At 69.4% G+C, this 17,065-nt stretch carries 13 protein-coding genes; 7 read left to right on the top strand and 6 right to left on the bottom strand.

The window, feature by feature from the left end; translation table 11 throughout:
* Positions 1–20: 20 nt before the first annotated feature.
* The 6 genes from P0592_RS05450 to rdfA all read left to right on the top strand — a co-directional run bounded on the left by P0592_RS05450 (position 21) and on the right by rdfA (position 6,799).
* Complete coding sequence (locus P0592_RS05450; protein WP_276273262.1) at positions 21–728, top strand: SDR family NAD(P)-dependent oxidoreductase; 708 nt, start codon at positions 21–23, stop codon at positions 726–728.
* Between the two features lie 203 nt (positions 729–931).
* Entirely contained in the window at positions 932–1,435 is a 504-nt protein-coding gene (gene nrdR, locus P0592_RS05445) for a transcriptional regulator NrdR (RefSeq protein ID WP_419181129.1), read from the top strand.
* Positions 1,432–3,870, top strand: a complete 2,439-nt coding sequence (locus tag P0592_RS05440; protein WP_276273260.1) for a ribonucleoside-diphosphate reductase subunit alpha — start codon at positions 1,432–1,434, stop codon at positions 3,868–3,870. Before nrdR ends, P0592_RS05440 begins: the two co-directional genes overlap by 4 nt.
* 32 nt (positions 3,871–3,902) lie before the next feature.
* On the top strand, positions 3,903–4,895 hold the full coding sequence (locus P0592_RS05435) for a ribonucleotide-diphosphate reductase subunit beta (protein WP_276273259.1): 993 nt from the start codon (positions 3,903–3,905) through the stop codon (positions 4,893–4,895).
* Between the two features lie 308 nt (positions 4,896–5,203).
* Entirely contained in the window at positions 5,204–6,046 is an 843-nt protein-coding gene (locus P0592_RS05430; protein ID WP_276273258.1) for an alpha/beta fold hydrolase, read from the top strand.
* 156 nt (positions 6,047–6,202) lie between these two features.
* Positions 6,203–6,799: a rod-determining factor RdfA gene (rdfA, locus tag P0592_RS05425; RefSeq protein WP_276273257.1), complete on the top strand. Its 597-nt coding sequence runs from the start codon at positions 6,203–6,205 to the stop codon at positions 6,797–6,799.
* Here rdfA and P0592_RS05420 read toward each other — a convergent pair whose 3' ends face one another.
* Entirely contained in the window at positions 6,800–8,716 is a 1,917-nt protein-coding gene (locus P0592_RS05420) for an archaea-specific SMC-related protein (protein ID WP_276273256.1), read from the bottom strand.
* 508 nt (positions 8,717–9,224) lie between these two features.
* Here P0592_RS05420 and P0592_RS05415 point away from each other — a divergent pair.
* Positions 9,225–9,386: a hypothetical protein gene (locus P0592_RS05415; RefSeq protein WP_276273255.1), complete on the top strand. Its 162-nt coding sequence runs from the start codon at positions 9,225–9,227 to the stop codon at positions 9,384–9,386.
* 198 nt (positions 9,387–9,584) lie between these two features.
* Here P0592_RS05415 and P0592_RS05410 read toward each other — a convergent pair whose 3' ends face one another.
* Genes P0592_RS05410 through P0592_RS05390 form a run of 5 tightly spaced genes read right to left on the bottom strand, consistent with a single transcriptional unit; the run spans position 9,585 to position 16,979 of the window.
* Positions 9,585–11,513, bottom strand: a complete 1,929-nt coding sequence (locus P0592_RS05410) for a molybdopterin oxidoreductase family protein (RefSeq protein ID WP_276273254.1) — start codon at positions 11,511–11,513, stop codon at positions 9,585–9,587.
* An 11-nt stretch (positions 11,514–11,524) separates the two neighbouring features.
* Positions 11,525–12,262, bottom strand: coding sequence for a helical membrane plugin domain-containing protein (locus P0592_RS05405; protein WP_276273253.1), 738 nt, complete (start codon positions 12,260–12,262; stop codon positions 11,525–11,527).
* A gap of 1 nt (position 12,263) precedes the next feature.
* Positions 12,264–14,498 (bottom strand): formate dehydrogenase subunit alpha, encoded by a 2,235-nt coding sequence (gene fdhF / locus P0592_RS05400; protein WP_276273912.1) that lies wholly within the window; start codon positions 14,496–14,498, stop codon positions 12,264–12,266.
* 29 nt (positions 14,499–14,527) lie between these two features.
* The gene (locus P0592_RS05395; protein WP_276273252.1) at positions 14,528–15,490 is read right to left on the bottom strand and encodes a 2Fe-2S iron-sulfur cluster-binding protein; all 963 of its coding nucleotides are present in this window, start codon (positions 15,488–15,490) and stop codon (positions 14,528–14,530) included.
* 1 nt (position 15,491) lies between these two features.
* The gene (locus P0592_RS05390; RefSeq protein WP_276273251.1) at positions 15,492–16,979 is read right to left on the bottom strand and encodes an NADH-ubiquinone oxidoreductase-F iron-sulfur binding region domain-containing protein; all 1,488 of its coding nucleotides are present in this window, start codon (positions 16,977–16,979) and stop codon (positions 15,492–15,494) included.
* Between the last annotated feature and the right edge of the window lie 86 nt (positions 16,980–17,065).

Below are 17,065 nucleotides of genomic sequence, written 5' to 3'. Positions count from 1 at the left end.
CCGGCGACCCCAGGTCCGGTATGGGCGACGACCCACCGGTCCACGACAGCCTCGACGGTCAGGTGGCGCTGGTCACGGGCGCGACCCGCGGCATCGGCGCACGCATCGCGGCCGCCCTCGCCGACCGCGGCGCAACGGTGTACGCCGGCGCTCGCGACACCGACGACGTCACCGCACCGGCCCAGCGGCCGGTCGAACTCGACGTGACCGAGGAGGCCGAGATCGCCGCCGCCGTCGACCGGATCGACGACGAGGCCGGCCGCCTCGACGTGCTCGTCAACAACGCCGGCGTCTTCCACCGTTCCGGGCCGCTCCACGAGATGTCGACCGCCGACCTCGACCACACGCTCGACGTGAACCTCCGCGGGCCGGTGCTGGTCACCAGACACGCCCTCCCGCTGTTGCTCGACACCGACGGCCCCAGGGTGGTGACGATGTCCTCGGGACTGGGCCGGTTCACCCGCGGGCGGATGGGCGGGGACTACCCCGCCTACCGGCTCTCGAAGGTCGGCGTCGGCGGGCTGACGGCGTACCTCGACGCCGAGTACGGCGGACGGGGGCTGCTGGCGAACGCGGCCGACCCGGGCTGGGTGCGGACCGACATGGGCGGCTCCGGCGCACCACGAACCCCCGAAGAGGGAGCCGACACCGCCGTCTGGCTCTCCCGGTTCCGCCCCGGCGCGCCGGCGGGCCGCCTCTGGAAGGACCGCGACCCAGTCGACTGGTGACGGCGGTCCCGCGGTAGTCGGGACCGGCCGCCCTCGACACGCGTAGTCGCGGTTACCGAGTACGCGATATACAATCCTACTTGTATTACATCAACGCAGTTGGGAAGATTTTATGTGGGTGCCGCCACCACCAGATATTGCGGCTACCAACGATAGACCCCACATCTGGGGTTAAGGAGCTGGAGGAGCAAGCAGTGACAACTATGGACTGCCCGGACTGCGGGAACGAACGGACACGCGTCGTAGACACCGAGACCAGTAGCGACGGCGCTTCTGTCCGGCGGCGACGTGAGTGTCGACGCTGTTCGTTCCGCTTCACGACCTACGAACGTCCGGAGTGGGACGCCCTCCAGGTAAAGAAACGCGACGGAACCATCGAACCCTTCGACCGGGAGAAACTCCGCGCGGGCATCGAACGCGCCGTGGAGAAGCGCGACGTCGCCGAGACACGGGTGACGAGTCTCGTCGACGACGTCGAGAGCACGCTCCAAGACCGGGAGACACGCATCGTCTCGTCGAGTCTCGTCGGCGAGCACGTCTCCGATCGGCTACGCGACGTCGACAAGGTCGCGTACATCCGATTCGTCTCGGTCTACAAGGCCTTCTCCGAACCGGCGGAGTTCCTCCGCGAGCTCGACGCGGTCCTCGATGCGGAAGTCGACGACTTCGAAGCGGCGACAGCAGACGACAGATCGACTGACACATGAGCCAGCAATCCACCGCGACGACCACCGACATCCGGTCGATCGTCGACCGGGCACGCACAGACATCGAGACGAACCTCACCGCGGCAGACTGGAACGACATCGTCACCGAGATCGAGCGCAATCTCTACGACGGCGCATCCGCCGACGAGGTGTATCGGGCTGCCGTCCAGGCGCTGACTGCGCGCGTGGAGGAGGAGCCGAAGCTCAAACGCGTCGCAGCCGCGGTCTTCCGACAGCGCTACTACCGCGAGGTACTCGGCGAGGACCTCACCGGGTTCGATCTCGACCGCGCGTACCGTGAGACGTTCGTCACGAACCTCCGACGCGCGGTCGATCTCGACCTCCTCGACGAGCGCCTCACCGAGCGATTCGACCTCGACGACCTCGCCGACTACCTCGAACCCGCTCGCGACCGGCAGTTCGAGTATATGGCGATGGAGACGCTCTACCAGCGGTACTTCCTCAGGACCGAGCAGAACGGTGCCCATCTCGAACTCCCGCAGGCGTTCTGGATGCGGGTCGCGATGGGGATCGCGGTCGAGGAGGACGATCCGCAATCCCGGGCCAAGGAGTTCTACGACGTCCTCTCGAAGCTGGAGTTTACCCCCTCGACGCCGACACTGTTCCACAGCGGTTCGACGCATCCACAGCTCTCGTCGTGTTACCTGACGACGGTCCAGGACGACCTGGCGGACATCTTCGACTCGTACAAACACCACGCACAGCTCTCGAAGTGGAGCGGCGGGCTCGGCAACGACTGGACGAACCTCCGGTCGGCCGGTGCGCTCATCGAGAGTACGGGCGTCGAGTCGACCGGCGTGGTGCCGTTCCTCCGGATCAGCAACGACGTCACGGCTGCGATCAACCGCTCGGGCAAACGCCGCGGTGCGGCGTGTGCGTACCTCGCGTGTTGGCATCTGGACTTCCCCGAGTTCATCGACCTGAAGCGGAACACGGGCGACGAGCGGCGACGCACGCCGGATATGAACACCGCCGCGTGGGTCCCCGACCTGTTCATGAAGCGCGTCGAGAACGGCGGCGAGTGGACGCTGTTCAGCCCCGACGAGGTCCCCGATCTCCACGACCTGACCGGCGAGGCGTTCGAAGAGCGCTACCGCGAGTACGAACGGCGGGCCGAAGAGGGGGAACTCAGACAGTACGAGCGCGTCGACGCCGAGGATCTCTGGCGGCAGATGCTCACTCGCCTGTTCGAGACGGGACACCCGTGGCTGACGTTCAAAGACCCCTGCAACGTCCGTTCCCCACAGGACCACGTCGGAACGGTCCACTCCTCGAACCTCTGTACGGAGATCACACTCAACACGAGTGCGGACGAGCACGCCGTCTGTAATCTGGGGAGCGTGAACCTCGCGACCCACGTCTCGGACGGCGAACTCGACCGGGAGTACCTCGCGGACACCATCGAGACCGCGATGCGGATGCTCGACAACGTCGTCGACCTCTGTTTCTACCCGACCGACGAGGCCGAACGTTCGAACATGCGACACCGACCGGTCGGGCTCGGCACGATGGGATTCCACGACGCGCTCATGCGGCTGGAGATCCCGATGGACTCCGAGACGGCGGTCGAGAAGGCCAACCGCTGGCAGGAGTTCGTCTCCTACCACGCGATTCTCAACTCCTCGAAGCTCGCGGCCGAACGGGAGCCGTACCCGTCCTACGAGGGGTCGAAGTGGGACCGCGGCCTCCTCCCTCAGGACACCGTCGACCTCCTCGAATCGGAGCGGGGCCGGGAGATTCCGACCGAGCGCGAGGAGACGCTCGACTGGTACGTCGTCCGCGAACACGTCGAGGAACACGGGATGCGGAACTCGAACACCATGGCCATCGCTCCGACGGCGACCGTCTCGACCATCAACGGGACGACGCCGTCGATCGAGCCCCTGTACTCGAACCTCTACGTGAAGTCGAATATGTCCGGGGACTTCACGATCATCAACGACCACCTCGTCGAGGACTTGCGGGAGGCCGGTCTCTGGGACGACGAACTGGTCGATCGCATCAAGTACCACGACGGGTCGATCCAGGAGATCGATGCCGTCCCGGACGAACTGAAGCGACTGTACCGCGGGGCCTTCGAGATCGACCCGCGCCATCAGCTTCGACTGACGGCACACCGACAGACGTGGATCGATCAGTCCGTCTCGCACAACGTCTTCTTCCCCTCCACCGACGGGTCCCTCCTCACGGAGGTGTACGAAACCGCGTGGGAGCTGGGGCTGAAAACGACCTACTACCTCCGAACGCTCGGCGCGTCACAGATCGAGAAGTCAACACTGGATCTCTCCGAGTACGGCAAGACTCAGCATCGGACCGAGTCTTCGTCAGCGTCCCTGGAATCCGACGGTGGCCGCCCCACCGACGAGGGCGACCTCTGTCGAGTCGAGGATCCCACCTGCGACGCCTGTCAGTAACGCGCGGACACGAACCTCCCACCACTACGACTATGCCGATAATCAACGACGACGCCGAACACGACCCGAACAAGATACTGCCGATCGACTACGACTGGGCCCGCGAGTACTACGACGCGGGGGTGAACAACAACTGGGTGCCCGAGGAGATCCCGATGCAGGACGACGTCACCCAGTGGAACGGCGACGCGCTCTCGGACGCCGAGCGCCAACTCGTCGAGTGGAACCTCGGGTTCTTCTCGACCGCCGAGTCCCTGACCGCGAACAACGTCGTGCTCGCGCTCTACGACCACGTCACTGCCCCCGAGTGTCGCCAGTACCTGCTCAGGCAAGCCTACGAGGAAGCGATCCACACGGACACGTTCATCTACTGCTGTGACTCGCTGGGGTTCGACCCCGAGTACCTCTACGGGATGTACGATCGTGTCCCGTCGATACAGGAGAAAGACGAGTTCGTGGTCGACTTGACCCGGGTGATCAACACGGACGGCTTCACCATCCAGACGGACGAAGACCTGCGCAACTTCCTCCGCGACCTCGTCGGGTTCTACGTCATTATGGAAGGGATCTTCTTCTACGCCGGGTTCGCCATGATGCTCGGGCTGAAACGGCAGAACAAGATGGTCGGTGTCGGCCAACAGTTCGAGTACATAATGCGCGACGAGTCACTCCACGTCGGGTTCGGAGTCGACCTCATCAACCAGATCCGGACGGAGAACCCTGGGGTGTGGACCGACGAGTTCGGTGACGAAGTGGTCGGTCTGATAACCGAAGCCGTCGAGTTGGAGAAGATATACGCGTACGAAGCGTGTCCCGACGAGATCCTCGGGATGAGTCCCGAGCAGTTCGCCGAGTACGTAGAACACGTCGCCGACCGGCGGCTCGGACAACTCGACTTACCGGAACAGTACGGGACGGAAAACCCGTTCCCGTGGATGTCCGAGCAGGTCGACCTGAACAAGGAGAAGAACTTCTTCGAGACGCAGGTGACGGAGTACCAGAGCGGAGGCAGCCTCGACTGGTAGCACTCGAGGCGCTCGGCACCGGGGCGATCGTGCGGCTGGTCGGCACCGCCGTCCGTTGCCCGTCAGCGGCCGAGACGCGGAGGGACCACGACCACCGCAGTATTCGGCCGGGTCGAGCGCGGTTCGCCTGGCCTCGCTGGCCGCGATCCGACTCCACAGCCCGAGTTTCGTATAGCGGATAGTGATTTACCACGCCTCGCGTCCCTCGTCGACGGGTCCCCCCGAAAGAGGCGCGAGCGGTCCGTCACCCCGCGGTTCGGACCGCAACACGGCGAAACGTTTCAGTGACTGGCTCGCGACCCTCGACCATGGTCTCCGACAGCGTCGCGAGCGTCGACGGCGTGGACGTCCACTACCAGACGGCCGGCGAGGGGCACCCGGTCGTCCTCCTGCACGGCGGCATCATCGACGCGGCACACGTCTCCTGGCCGCCCGTGCGCGAGCGACTCGCCGCCGACTACCGGGTCGTCGCCCCGGACCTGCTGGGCTACGGCGAGAGCGAGCTGGCCCCCGGGCCGTACTCGATCCCCCGCCACGCCGACGTGGTCGCGAGCCTGCTGGACGGTCTCGACTGCGGCCCGGTCACGCTCGTCGGCACCTCGCTGGGCGGAGCCGTCGCCATCCAGGTGGCGCTGGAGCGGCCCGCCCTCGTCGAGACGCTCGTCCCGCTGGACCCGTACGGGCTGGGCGAGCGGCTCCCCAACGGGACGCTCTCGTATCTCCTCGCCGAGGTACAGGTGTGCAACCGGGTCGCGATCGCGGCCTTCCGGCGGAGCCGCCGGCTCACGCGGGCGAGCCTCGCCGGCATCGTCCACGACCTGGACGCGCTCCCCGCCGACGCCGTCGACGCCGTCCACAGCGAGGTCCAGCGGCCCACCGCCGGTGCGGCGTTCCGACGGTTCCGCGAGGCCGAGGTGACCAGCGACGGCTACCGGACCACCTTTCTCGACCGCTTCGAGGCGCTGTCGGTGCCGACGGTACTGGGCCACGGCGCACACGACGAGCTGTTCCCGCTCCCGTGGGCCGAGCGCGCCGCCGACCGCATCCCCGACGCCGACCTCCGGGTGTTCGAGGACTGTGGCCACTGGGCTCCACGGGAGGACCCCGACGCCGTCGCGGCGCTGGTCAGCGACGCCGCTGCCGGACGGTAGCGACGCTCTCACCGCTTGGCGAGACGCCTCGGCGGACGCCCGTCGCCGCCCGATGTATATCATATCTCGCTATACAGAACTCGCTGATCGACGGCCGCGTCCGAGCGGGGGACAGAACCGGCAGTTAATGTGAGGCGGTCGCGTACCGTCCCGGCGATGCCAGCGAAGTCCGACGCAGCGTGCAAGGTCGACCGCGTGGCCGAGCGGCGGGGGCTGACAGCCATCGACGAGCGACTCGCCGACCGGTGGGCGGACGGCGAGAGCCTGCGGGACCTGGAGGCGTTCTTCAACGAGGCGGTCCTGCGGGCCGCGATGACGGCCGCGGGGATGGAGACCATCGACGGCGAGCCGTCGAACCTCTACCGCCTCCTGACCGACGACTCGGTCACCGCCGGCAAGCGGGTCGACGCGGAGTCACGCCTGCGGCGGAACGGCGTCGACCCGGACGCGGTCGTCGACGACTTCGTGAGCTACCAGACGGTTCGGACCCACCTCAACGACTGTCTCGGGGTCGGGACCGCTCGCGAGAGCACGTTCACCGCTGCCGACGCGCGGAACACGGTCCACAAGCTCGTCTCCCGGACCGAATCGGTCACGCTGCGGACCATCGAGCGCCTCTGCGGGACGGGGGCGCTGTCGATCGCCGCGCCGTCGGTGACGGTCAGCGTCCGGGTGGCCTGCTCGGAGTGCAACGACGAGTACACGTTCTCGGCGCTGCTGGACGGGGGCGGCTGTTCCTGCCCGGCGGAGTGATCAGGGCGTCCCGGCGAACGACCGGGTCGAGACGGTCTCGTAGGCCTCTTCGAGTTCGTCGGCCTCCTCCGGGAGGACGGCCGCGACGACGTACTCGGCGTGCTCGTCGAACAGGTCCATCAGCCCGTCGATGCGGTCGGCGTCGAACATCTCGACGGCGTCGACGACGAGGAACGGGACCGCCTCGCCCACGTCGTGGACGAGGTAGCCGGCCAGCGCGACGACGAGCCCGATGACCTCCCGCTCGCTCTTGCTCAGGCTGTCGACCGTGTCGTCGTAGACGGCCCCGTCGTCGGCGGCTCTGACGACGTGGAGTTCGAACGTCGTCGCGTCGTCGCCGGGCCCCTCCGACCGCCGCTCCAGCCAGATCCGCTCGACGGCGTCGTACTCCAGCGCGTCCAGTACATCCTGCATCATCTCGTTGAACGTGCTCACGAGGTCCCGCTCGACGGTCTCGATACGCTCGCGTCGCTCCCGGAGGTCGGCCGCGACGGACTCGCGCTCTGCCGCGACGGACTCGCGGGTGGCGACCCGCGACTCCAGTTCGTCGACCTCTTGCTCGACGGACTCGAGGTCGGTCGCCACGCGGCCGCGCTCGTACTCGAGGTCGCTGACGTCGTCGTAGAGTTCGCGCAGTCGGTCCTCTTCCCCGTCCCCGGCGTCTCGCTGGAGGGTCTCGATCTCGGACTCCAGGCGGCGCAGGTCGGTCTGGAGGTCGTCGAGTGCGGCCCGACGCTGTTCGAGCTCCGACTCGACGTCGTCGCGTCGCTCCCGGAGCTGCCGGACGCGCTCGGCCCGGTCCTCGAGTTCGCGGCGGCGCTCGGTCAGCGCCTGGATTCGGCTGGTGATGGTGTCCCGCTGGTCCCGCTTCTCCCTGACGAGGTCCTCGATGGCCCCGATCTGTTCGGCGATCGCCGCCTCCTCGACGGTGCTCCCGCAGGTCCAGCAGGTGACGTGTCGGGCGTCGGGGTCGAGTTTCGGAACCACGTCGTCGTCGGTCATCGCGTCGGGGAGGTCGCCGTCCAGCAGCTTCGAGTTCATCTCGACGATGGGGCTGAGAGCGTTGATGGTGGAGGTGAGTTCCTGTTTCCGGCGGTGGAGCCGGTCGAGTTCGGCCGAGACGTCCTCGATCGAGCCGTCGTCGGTCGCGGTCGGCTCCACCGACGACAGTTCCGCGGTGACGTCGTCCAGTTCCGCCGACAGCGACTCGATCGCGTCCTCCTGGGTCCTGATCCGGGCTCTGGTGTCGTTGCGCTCCTCGCGTTTCGCCTGGAGGTCGTCGGCGACGTCGCCGGCGTCGCCCTCCCGCTCCTCGATCTCGTTGCGCTTCGCCCGGAGGTCCGCCTCGATCCGCTCCTTGCGCTCCCGGAGCGTCTCCCGGCGGGTCCGGAGCTCGGGCAGCCGGCTCTCCATCGCGTCCAGTTCCTCGAGGCGGTCGTCGAGGTCCGCCTTGCGCTCGCGCAGGCGGCGGATCTCGCTCCGTATCGCGGCCGTGTCCACCGGTCGCATCAGCAGGTCGTAGAGGTCGTCGCCGGCGAGGATCGCCTGCCGGATCGGGTTCGTCTCGGTGAGCGCGACGAACAGCTCACACGGGTCGTCACGGGACGAGTAGACGTCCGACCGGGTCGCGACGGTCGCCCCGTCGCGGCGTTCGAGATCGAGGGCGTACTCCGTGCCGTCGACGGTCAGTCGGACGGCTCCGCTGTCGGCGTCGTTCTTCACGGGTGGGACCGGGCCGCCGAGCACGCCGGCAAGCGCGCGTAGCAGCGACGACTTGTTCGACGCGTTGCGCCCGGACAGCAGCGTCACGCCGTCCGAGATGGCGAGGTCGGCGCTCGCGATACCGCCGACGTTGCGGACCGTCAGCTCGACTGCACTACCGGTGACCTCGTCTCGGCGTGTCGGTTCGCGTTCCATAGCTCTTGGTGGGTGATGTGGGTCGTCCGACGACAGCGACCTGCCTGCACGCGCCGTCGGCCCCGCGGTGTCCGACGAGGTCGAAACTGCCCCGTCCGGTGGTCGAACCCCCGCGGTGCGGGGCGAGCGGTGGCGCTGCCACGGAGATCCCGGCCGATCGACCGGGACCGACGCGTCGCGGCGGCCTGCAGGCCGGTGTTCGGCTCACGGCTCGTCTGCTGTCTCGACGTATGCCGGCAGTCGAATAAAAATATGTTGCATATTCCCAGTGTACAGTGATAAGTGGTGGCGTGGGACAGTCACTGCACCGAGTCCCGAGAGACGGCCCGGAGCCGACGCTCTCGGCGGACGACACACGACCGGGCGGCGGTCGAGACGGGGATACCCCGCCCCACCGATCGATCCCGATCGGGAGTATAACGAACGTTTATGCATATTTTGCCGACATAAATACGTGGAATTATCCCCCCATCCACGTATGCGCTTGGGGAGGCAACGTCCGGGTGAGATGAACGAGACAGTCATAAACGAGACGCGCGACGAGCCGACCGAGAAGTTCTACCTCCCCGCGGTCGCGCTGCCCCCGAACCTCGACCGCATCGAGGCGGTCGTCGAGGACCTCTTCGACCTCCACGGCGTCGTGCTGATCCCCGACAGCTACAACGAGTGACGACCCCCGTGACGACTGCCGACCACCTCGCCCGCGTGCGGTCGTGAGGCGAGGCCGACGACACCGATTCTCTCGGTTCCCGACTTCGGACACTGGCGAGACCGACGCGGTTTCGGTCCGGTGACGCGAGCGTGAGACACGGCCTCGGCGCTGCCCCGACCGCGGGAGCGTGTCCCGAGTCGGCCACTCGATCGCCTGTCACCCGGTCTCGGACGGGACCGTGGGCGACCGGACGCGGACCGTCGAACCGCCCGAGCGGAGCAGCGGATCGGCGACCGTCGCGGGGAGATACACCGTCCCCGGCCGGGTGTCCTCGTCGACTCGCGCCGTCACCGAGAGCGTCGTCTCGCCGTCGCCGACCACCACGTCGTCGCCCGTCTCGATGCCGCGCCGGGCCGCGTCGTCGGGGGCCAGTCTGACCACCGCGGCCGCCGCGTCGTCGGCGAACTCGCTCGCCCGGCCGCCCGTGACGAGGTGGAGGCCGTCCCGCGTCTCGCGGTCCGGTACCGGGCGGGCCGTCCCGAACGGCGCGCGCCCGTCGGCCGTCGCGAACGTCGTCCGGTAGAGCACGCCGTCGGCGTCGAAGGGCCACTGGCGGCCGCCGGCGTCGAGGTCGGCGTAGTCGACGCCCGCGTGGGTCGGCGCGACACGCGTCAACTCGTCGAAAACCTCGGCCGGCCCGTCGTAGTCGAACGCGTCGCCGGCCAGCCGGCCCCCAAGGTCCGAGAGGACCGCGAGGTCCGGCCGGGCGTCCCCGGGCGGCTCCCTCGCACGAGGGAACCGCTGGACGCGGCGTTCGAGGTTCGTGAGCGTCCCCGCCTTCTCGACGCCGGCCGCCGCCGGGAGGACCACGTCGGCGTGCTCGGTGGTCCCGGTCGGCATCACGTCGACGACGACGAGCGAGTCCAGCGCGGCCAGTCGCTCCCCCAGCCACTCGCGGTCGCGCTTCGAGACGGCGGGGTTCTCGCCGACGACGAGCGCGCCCCGGACGTCCCCGCCGAACGCCGCGAGCAGCTCCCGCGCGTCCATCCCGGGGGTCGCGGGCGGCGACACCCCCCACTCCGCTGCGACCCGCTCGCGGGCGTCGGGGTCCGTCACCTCTTGGTACCCTGGAAGGCAGTCGGGGACACAGCCCGCGTCGGCCGCCCCCTGCTCGTTCGCGAGCCCGCGGAGCACGAACAGGCCGGTGCCGGGGCGGCCGACGCTCCCGGTCGCCAGGAGGAGGTCAAGCAGCGCCGCCGGCGTGTCGGCCGCACCGCCCTCGACGCCGGTCCCGACCATCGCCGCGACGCGGTCGGCCGCGGCGAGGTCGTCCGCGACCGCGGCCAGCGTGTCCTCGTCGACGCCGGCGGCCGCGGTCGCCGCCGCTCGGTCGAGGTCCGCCAGCGACTCGCGGAACCGGTCGAACCCCCGGGTCCGGTCGGCGACGAACGACCGGTCGACGCCGCCGTCGGCCAACAGTCGCGCGCTCAGCAGGTCGAACACCGTCGCGTCCCGGCCGGGTCGCGGGGCGACGTGGTGGTCGGCCAGCCGGGTCGTCCGGTTGCCGACCGGATCGACGTGGACCAGCGTCGTGCCGTCGGCGACCGCCGGTCTGACGAAACTGTTGAACGCGACCGGCTGGCGCTCGGCGGGGTTCGCGCCCGCGACGACGATCACGTCCGCCTCGCCGAGGTCGCCGAGGCCGTTCGTCGTCGCCGGCCAGCCCAGCCGTTCCGAGAGCGTGCGTGCGGTCGAGGAGTGACAGAGCCGCGAACGGTTGTCGACGTTGTTGGTGCCGAGGACGCGGGCGAGCTTCTGGAGGAGGTAGTTCTCCTCGGTGGTACAGTGGGGCGCGCCCAGAAACGCCAGCGCGTCCGGCCCCGAGGTCTCGCGGACGCCGCCCAGCGCGTCGGCGGCGCGGTCCAGCGCCGTCGACCAGTCGACCGGTTCGAGCGTCCCGTCGCGGCGGACCAGCGGCTCGGTCAGCCGCTCCTCGCCCACGTCGAAGGCACCGACCCCCTGCCCGCAGAGCCGGCCCTCCGGGTTGGCGGGACCGGCGACGCCGCGTGCGCGGGAGCCCTCGCCCGGTTCGAGGCGACAGCCCACCCCACACAGCGGACAGACCGTGGCCGGCCCGTCGCTCACGGTCGGACCACCTACCGGTTCCGCAGGCGGCGGCCCTGTGCCTTCAGCAGCGTGACGAGGTAGCCCAGCCCCGCCCGCGCGTCCCTCGTCCGCAGCGCCGAGAGCGCACCCAGCAGTCCGACCGGCTCGGACTCCCGCTGGGCCTCCCCGATGGCCCCGACGAAGCTGTTCATTCCCTCGACGGCATCCTCGTCCAGCTCCAGCGCCGAGAGGGTCTGTGCGGTCTCGACCAGCGCCGCGAGGTCGCCGCTCCGCTGGAGTTCCAGCACCACGTCCAGCGCGTCGACCAGGTCGCTCCCGTTCTCTTCCAGCATCGTCGCCAGCTCCTCGACCTCCTCGGGGGACAGCGACTCCGTGAACGCCGTCGCCACCGTCGCCAGGTCGTCGACGTGGCCCTCCCGCTGGAGGGCGACCACCGTCGCCAGCGACTCCGAGAGGTCGTCCGCGTCTTCCCCCAGCTGGGTCGCCAGCTCCGCGGCCCCCTCCGTCGAGAGCCCGTCGGCGGCCTCGACGAGGTTCGCCGCCGAGTCGGTGACGTGTTCGAGTTCGTCCTCGTCGGCGCTGGCGGCGACGAGGATCGCGGTGGTGAGTACGTCGTCGAGCTCGTCGCTGCTCCGGACCAGCGCCGCGAGCTCGTCGCCCCGCTCGGACAGGGCCTCCTCGAGGGCGGCCCGCCCCTCGCGGTCGGTGGCGTCCTCGTGCTCGGCGTTCGTCGCCGTCGTCGGGTAGGACCGCTGCGGTTCCGCCATCTCAGTCGTCCCCCATCGTGGTCTCGGCCGGCGTCACGGTCGGTTCGGCCCCCGGCCCGGCCGCCCGCAGGCTGACCGCCGAGACCTTGAACTCCGGCGTCGCCGCCGCCGGGTCGAGGTGCTCCTCGTCGGTCAGGCGGTTGACCGCGCTCTCGGCGAAGTGGATCGGCACGAAGACGTTGTCCGGCCCCACGCGGTCGGTCACCTGTGCCGGCACGACGATCTCGCCCCGCCGGGATTCCAGCGTGACGAGGTCGCCGCTCTCGACGCCGAGCGACTCGGCGGTCTCGGGGTGGATCTCCACGAAGTCGCTGGGCGTGTACTTCATGATGCCCTCCTCGCGGTGGGTCATCGTCCCCGTGTGGTACTGGTAGAGGACCCGACCCGTGGTCAGCGTGTAGGGGTACTCGTCGTCGGGCGTCTCGGCGGGTTCGCTGTAGCCGATGCCCTGGAGGTTCGCCTTCCCGTTCTCGGTGTTGAACTCCTCCGTGTAGAGCCGTTCGGTCCCGGGGTGGTCCTCGTCCCAGCAGGGCCACTGCAGGCCGCCGTTGGCCTCGACGCGCTCGTGGGTGACGCCGCCGTACAGCGGCGTCAGGGAGTTGACCTCCCGCATGATCTCGGCGGTGTCGTCGTAGTCCCAGTCCCGCCCCATCCGGTTGGCGAGGTCCTGGAGGATCTCCCAGTCGGGCCGGGAGTCGCCCTTGGGCTCCATCACCTGCTTGACCATCTGGACGGTCCGGTCGGTGTTGGTGAAGGTGCCGGTCTTCTCGACGAACGAGCACGCCGGCAGTACCACGTCGGCGTACTGTGCGGTCTCGTTGACGAAGAGGTCCTGCACGACGAGGAACTCCAGGTCCTCCAGCACGTCCTCGGCGTGGTTGACGCCGGGTTCCGAGAGGGCGGCGTTCTCGCCGATGATGTACATCCCGCGGATGTCGTCGTCGTCGGCGGCGAGGAACATCTGGGTGGTGTAGTAGCCGTACTCCTCGGAGATGTCACAGTCCCAGGCGTCTTCGAACTTCGCGCGGATCTCGTCGTCGGCGATGTCCTGGTAGCCGGGGAAGTTGTCCGGGAGCGGGCCCATGTCGCCGCCCCCGCCCTGGACGTTGTTCTGGCCGCGGAACGGGGAGACGCCCGCGCCGGGCTTGCCGAGGTTGCCGGTCACCGCGGCGAGGTTCGCCATCGCCATCACGTTCTCCGTGCCGTGGGAGTGCTCGGTCAGGCCGAGCGTCCAGCCGAAGACGGTGCTGTCGGCGGCGGCGATCGTCTCGGCGGCCGAGGCGATCTCCTCGTGGGGGACGCCCGTGACCTCCTCGACGCGCTCGGGCGTGAACTCCTGGACGGCCTCTCTCACGTCCTCGAAGCCCGTGGTCCGCTCGGCGACGAACTCCTCGTCGTAGAGGTCGTTGTTGATGATGTAGCGGGTGATGCCGTTGATCCAGACGGCGTCGTAGCCGGGCTTGACCTGGCTGTACTGGTCGGCGTACTCGGCGATCTGGATCTCGCGGGGGTCGAACACCAGCAGGTCCGCGCCGTCGCGGACGTTCTGCTTGATGCGGGTCGCCAGCACCGGGTGGGCCTCGGTCGTGTTCGAGCCGGTCAGCAGGATGCAGTCGGCCAGTTCGAGGTCGTCGGTCTTGATCGAGGCCGCGCCGTAGCCGTAGGTCTTCGCGAGGCCGGCGACCGTCGAGGAGTGACAGAGGCGGTTGCAGTTGTCGACGCTGTTGGTCCCGAGCACCTGGCGGGCGAACTTGCCCATCAGGTAGTTCTCCTCGTTGGTCGCCTTCGAGGAGGCGATCAGCGACAGCGCCTCGCCGCCGTGTTCCTCTTTGATGTCGCCCAGTCCCTCCGCCACGCGAGCGAGGGCCTCGTCCCAGGTGGCCTCGCGGAACTGGCCGTGTTCGTCACGCACCAGCGGCGAGGTGAGGCGGTCGTCTGAGTTGACGAAGTCGTAGCCGAACTTCCCCTTGACGCAGGTGGAGATGCCGTTGACCGGGGCGTCCTCCGCCTCGGTCGGCCGGGCCGCGAGGATCTCTTCGCCGTCCGAGTAGAGGTCGAACCGGCAGCCGACGGCACAGTAGCCACAGGTCGTGTCGGCGACGTTCAGCTCTTCGAGGCGCTTGTCGCCGATGGACTGGGCGATCTCGAACAGCTTGCCCTCCGAGAGGGTGTCGGCGGCGACCCCCTCGGCGACGTGTTCGACGTTCTCGAGGGCCTGCTGTTTGGCCTGCTGCATGTAGCCGGCGACGCCGTCTAACTCGTCGCTCACGGCCACTCACCCCCCTCGAAGCCGGCCCAGCCGTCCGTCGCCACGTCGTCGGCGCTTGGCGCGTTGGGCGTCGACGCGGCCGCGTCGGGGTCCTCGCGCCGGTCGGTGTCGCGTTTCTTCGGGGTCATCGGGCCCTTCGTCTCGCCGCTGCTCTCGATGGCCTTGCCGACGCTGTTCTTCTGGGTGAACCCCGGGATGGGGATGGTCGTCGCGTCCTCGATCCCCTTCTCGACGAGCGAGCCGGTCGGACAGACGGTCGCGCAGTGGCCACAGGAGACACACGTCGAGTCCTCCATCGTCTCGGCGTCGCTCTGGAAGCCGATGCGGGTGTCCTGGCCCGACCCCTCCATCCGGAGGACGCCCTCGACCTGGACGTCGTTGCAGGCCTCGACACACCGATTGCACAGGATGCACTTGTTGCGGTCGATCTGGATGAACGAGGAGGTGTCGTCGAGCGGTTCGTACTCGTCGCGCTCGTCGAGCACGCCGTAGCGTGGCTCCTCGACCTCCTGTTCGATGGAGGCGTCCTGGAGCTCGCAGCGGCCGTTCTTCCCGCAGGTGGTACAGCGGAGGTTGTGGTTCGACAGCACCAGGTCGAGGTTGACGTCGCGGGCCTGGGCGGCGGCCTCGGCGTCGGTGCTGACGCTCATCCCGTCCTCGGCGGGGTGGCTGCAGGCCGGGACGATGCCCTCGGCCTCGGTCTCGACCATACAGGTGCGGCACTCGCTGCGGGGGCCGATCTCCTGGCGGTCGTAGCTACACAGCGCCGGGACGTACTCGTCGGTGTCGACGGCCTCGACGGCGTCGAGCAGGGTCGCCCCCGCCTCGACGGTGACGGGCGTCCCGTCGACGGTGACGGTCGCCCGCTCGGTGCCGCCGACGGCGGGGTCGGCGGCGGTGCCCGGTGCGATCTCCTCGGTCAGTGGTGGCGCGTCCTCGTGTGCGTGCTCTGAACTCATGTCATGTCACCTCTGCTGGCTGGGGGCAGCTGTCGGTCGGACAGTCCCCGTCCGCGTGGGCCTGTAGCTCCGCTTCGAACTCCGCGACGGCGGTCCGGGCGGGGCGGCCGGCCTCGACGCCGAACGCGCAGATGCTCGACCCGTCCATCACCCGGACCAGCTCCCGGATGTCCGCGGGGGCGTACGTGCCGTCGTAGATGTCCCGCAACAGCTCGGCGAGCTGGGTGGTCCCCTCGCGGCAGGGGACACACCGGCCGCAGTTCTCGTCGGCGGCGAACTGCGTGCGCTGGCCGACGAACTCCAGGACACAGCGGTCGTCGGCCAGCACCTGGACGACCCCCTCGGTGCCCAGGTCGGCCGCCGAGAGCGCCGCCGGGCCGACCGCGACATCGAGGTCGGCGGTCAGTCCGCCGAAGCGGCCGCCGACGCAGGCGGCCTTGAACTCGCCGTCGACGTCGACGGCGTCGACCGCGGTCGACAGCGTGTCCGACGCCGCCAGTTCGACCGTCGCCGGCGCGGCCACGTCGCCCTCGACGGTCACCGTCCGGGTGTCCGCCTCGCCCTCGCGGAGCGCGACCGCGAGGTTGGCGAGCGTCCGGGGCGTGTGGACGAGCGTGGGCTGGCCGTGGAGGCCGACGGACTCGGGCCCGGGCGGTCGGATGCGCGCTTCGAGCCGGTGGTTGCCCTCGATGGCCTCCAGGGCCATCGTCGGCTCGGCGGCGCGGTGCTCGGCGGGGCCGGTGACGACGTCGATCGCGACCGGCGGGTCCGGGTAGTTCGCGGCGGCCGCCCGGACGGTCTCGACGGCCCGTTCGTCGGCGGTCGAGGCGTAGACGATGACGCCGTCGGCCCCGACGGCCTCGGCGGCGGCGGTCGCGCCCTCCAGTACGTCGAAGGGGGCGCTGGCCAGGAGGAGCGCGTCGGTGGGGTTGCCGTGGGCGTTCACGACGACTGTGGGGTCGCCGTCGGCGTCGCGGGTGGTCTCCCAGGTCGGCGCGAGCGGCTCGTCCTGGCAGAGGTCCCCCCAGCCGCGGCCCCGGAGGTCCGCCCCGGCGTCCAGCACCGCCGTCGTCTCCGGCGCGTCGAACCCGCCGGCGGCCTCGTGGTCGGCGGCGTCGGTCGGCCGACGCCAGCCGGCGGCCCCGAGGACGCGCCGGCGGCCGACGTCGAGACCCGGGAGGTCGACGGGCGGGAGCGTCGCCGTCCCGGGGTCGTGTTCGACGACGGCGTCCGGCTCCGCCGCCCGGATGTCCGACCCGCCGGAGACGCTCGCGACGACGGTGTCGAGCTCGGCGGTCGAGCAGTCGGTGTGGACGGCGGTCTCGCCGCCGTTTGTCACCGTCACGAGTGGTTCGAGCGCCGGCACCCCGGTCGATCCGACCGCGACGGCCCGCACGTCCGACTCCCTGGCGACGGCGAGGAGGTCCGACGGCGGCCCCGTCCCCGAGATCCGTATCGTCGTTCCGTCCGCTGCGATGATGGATGTCATTTGCTACCGTGTCTTAAACAAACGGTGTGTCACCGGCTTAAATCATCGGGTGAGAGCGGCCTCGCCGGCCGGCGAACAGGGGGCTT

Source organism: Haloarcula litorea (assembly GCF_029338195.1).
GTDB lineage: Archaea > Halobacteriota > Halobacteria > Halobacteriales > Haloarculaceae > Haloarcula > Haloarcula litorea.
This window is presented reverse-complemented; position numbering and strand designations above follow the sequence as displayed.

Excerpts from the sequence above, each read along its gene's own strand:
- P0592_RS05435 (WP_276273259.1), top strand. The coding sequence starts at position 3,903 with ATGCCGATAATCAACGACGACGCCGAACACGACCCGAACAAGATACTG.
- P0592_RS05420 (WP_276273256.1), bottom strand. The coding sequence starts at position 8,716 with ATGGAACGCGAACCGACACGCCGAGACGAGGTCACCGGTAGTGCAGTC.
- rdfA (WP_276273257.1), top strand. The coding sequence starts at position 6,203 with ATGCCAGCGAAGTCCGACGCAGCGTGCAAGGTCGACCGCGTGGCCGAG.
- P0592_RS05415 (WP_276273255.1), top strand. The coding sequence starts at position 9,225 with ATGAACGAGACAGTCATAAACGAGACGCGCGACGAGCCGACCGAGAAG.
- P0592_RS05395 (WP_276273252.1), bottom strand. The coding sequence starts at position 15,490 with ATGAGTTCAGAGCACGCACACGAGGACGCGCCACCACTGACCGAGGAG.
- P0592_RS05390 (WP_276273251.1), bottom strand. The coding sequence starts at position 16,979 with ATGACATCCATCATCGCAGCGGACGGAACGACGATACGGATCTCGGGG.
- P0592_RS05405 (WP_276273253.1), bottom strand. The coding sequence starts at position 12,262 with ATGGCGGAACCGCAGCGGTCCTACCCGACGACGGCGACGAACGCCGAG.
- P0592_RS05430 (WP_276273258.1), top strand. The coding sequence starts at position 5,204 with ATGGTCTCCGACAGCGTCGCGAGCGTCGACGGCGTGGACGTCCACTAC.
- nrdR (WP_419181129.1), top strand. The coding sequence starts at position 932 with ATGGACTGCCCGGACTGCGGGAACGAACGGACACGCGTCGTAGACACC.
- P0592_RS05450 (WP_276273262.1), top strand. The coding sequence starts at position 21 with ATGGGCGACGACCCACCGGTCCACGACAGCCTCGACGGTCAGGTGGCG.
- P0592_RS05440 (WP_276273260.1), top strand. The coding sequence starts at position 1,432 with ATGAGCCAGCAATCCACCGCGACGACCACCGACATCCGGTCGATCGTC.
- fdhF (WP_276273912.1), bottom strand. The coding sequence starts at position 14,498 with ATGCAGCAGGCCAAACAGCAGGCCCTCGAGAACGTCGAACACGTCGCC.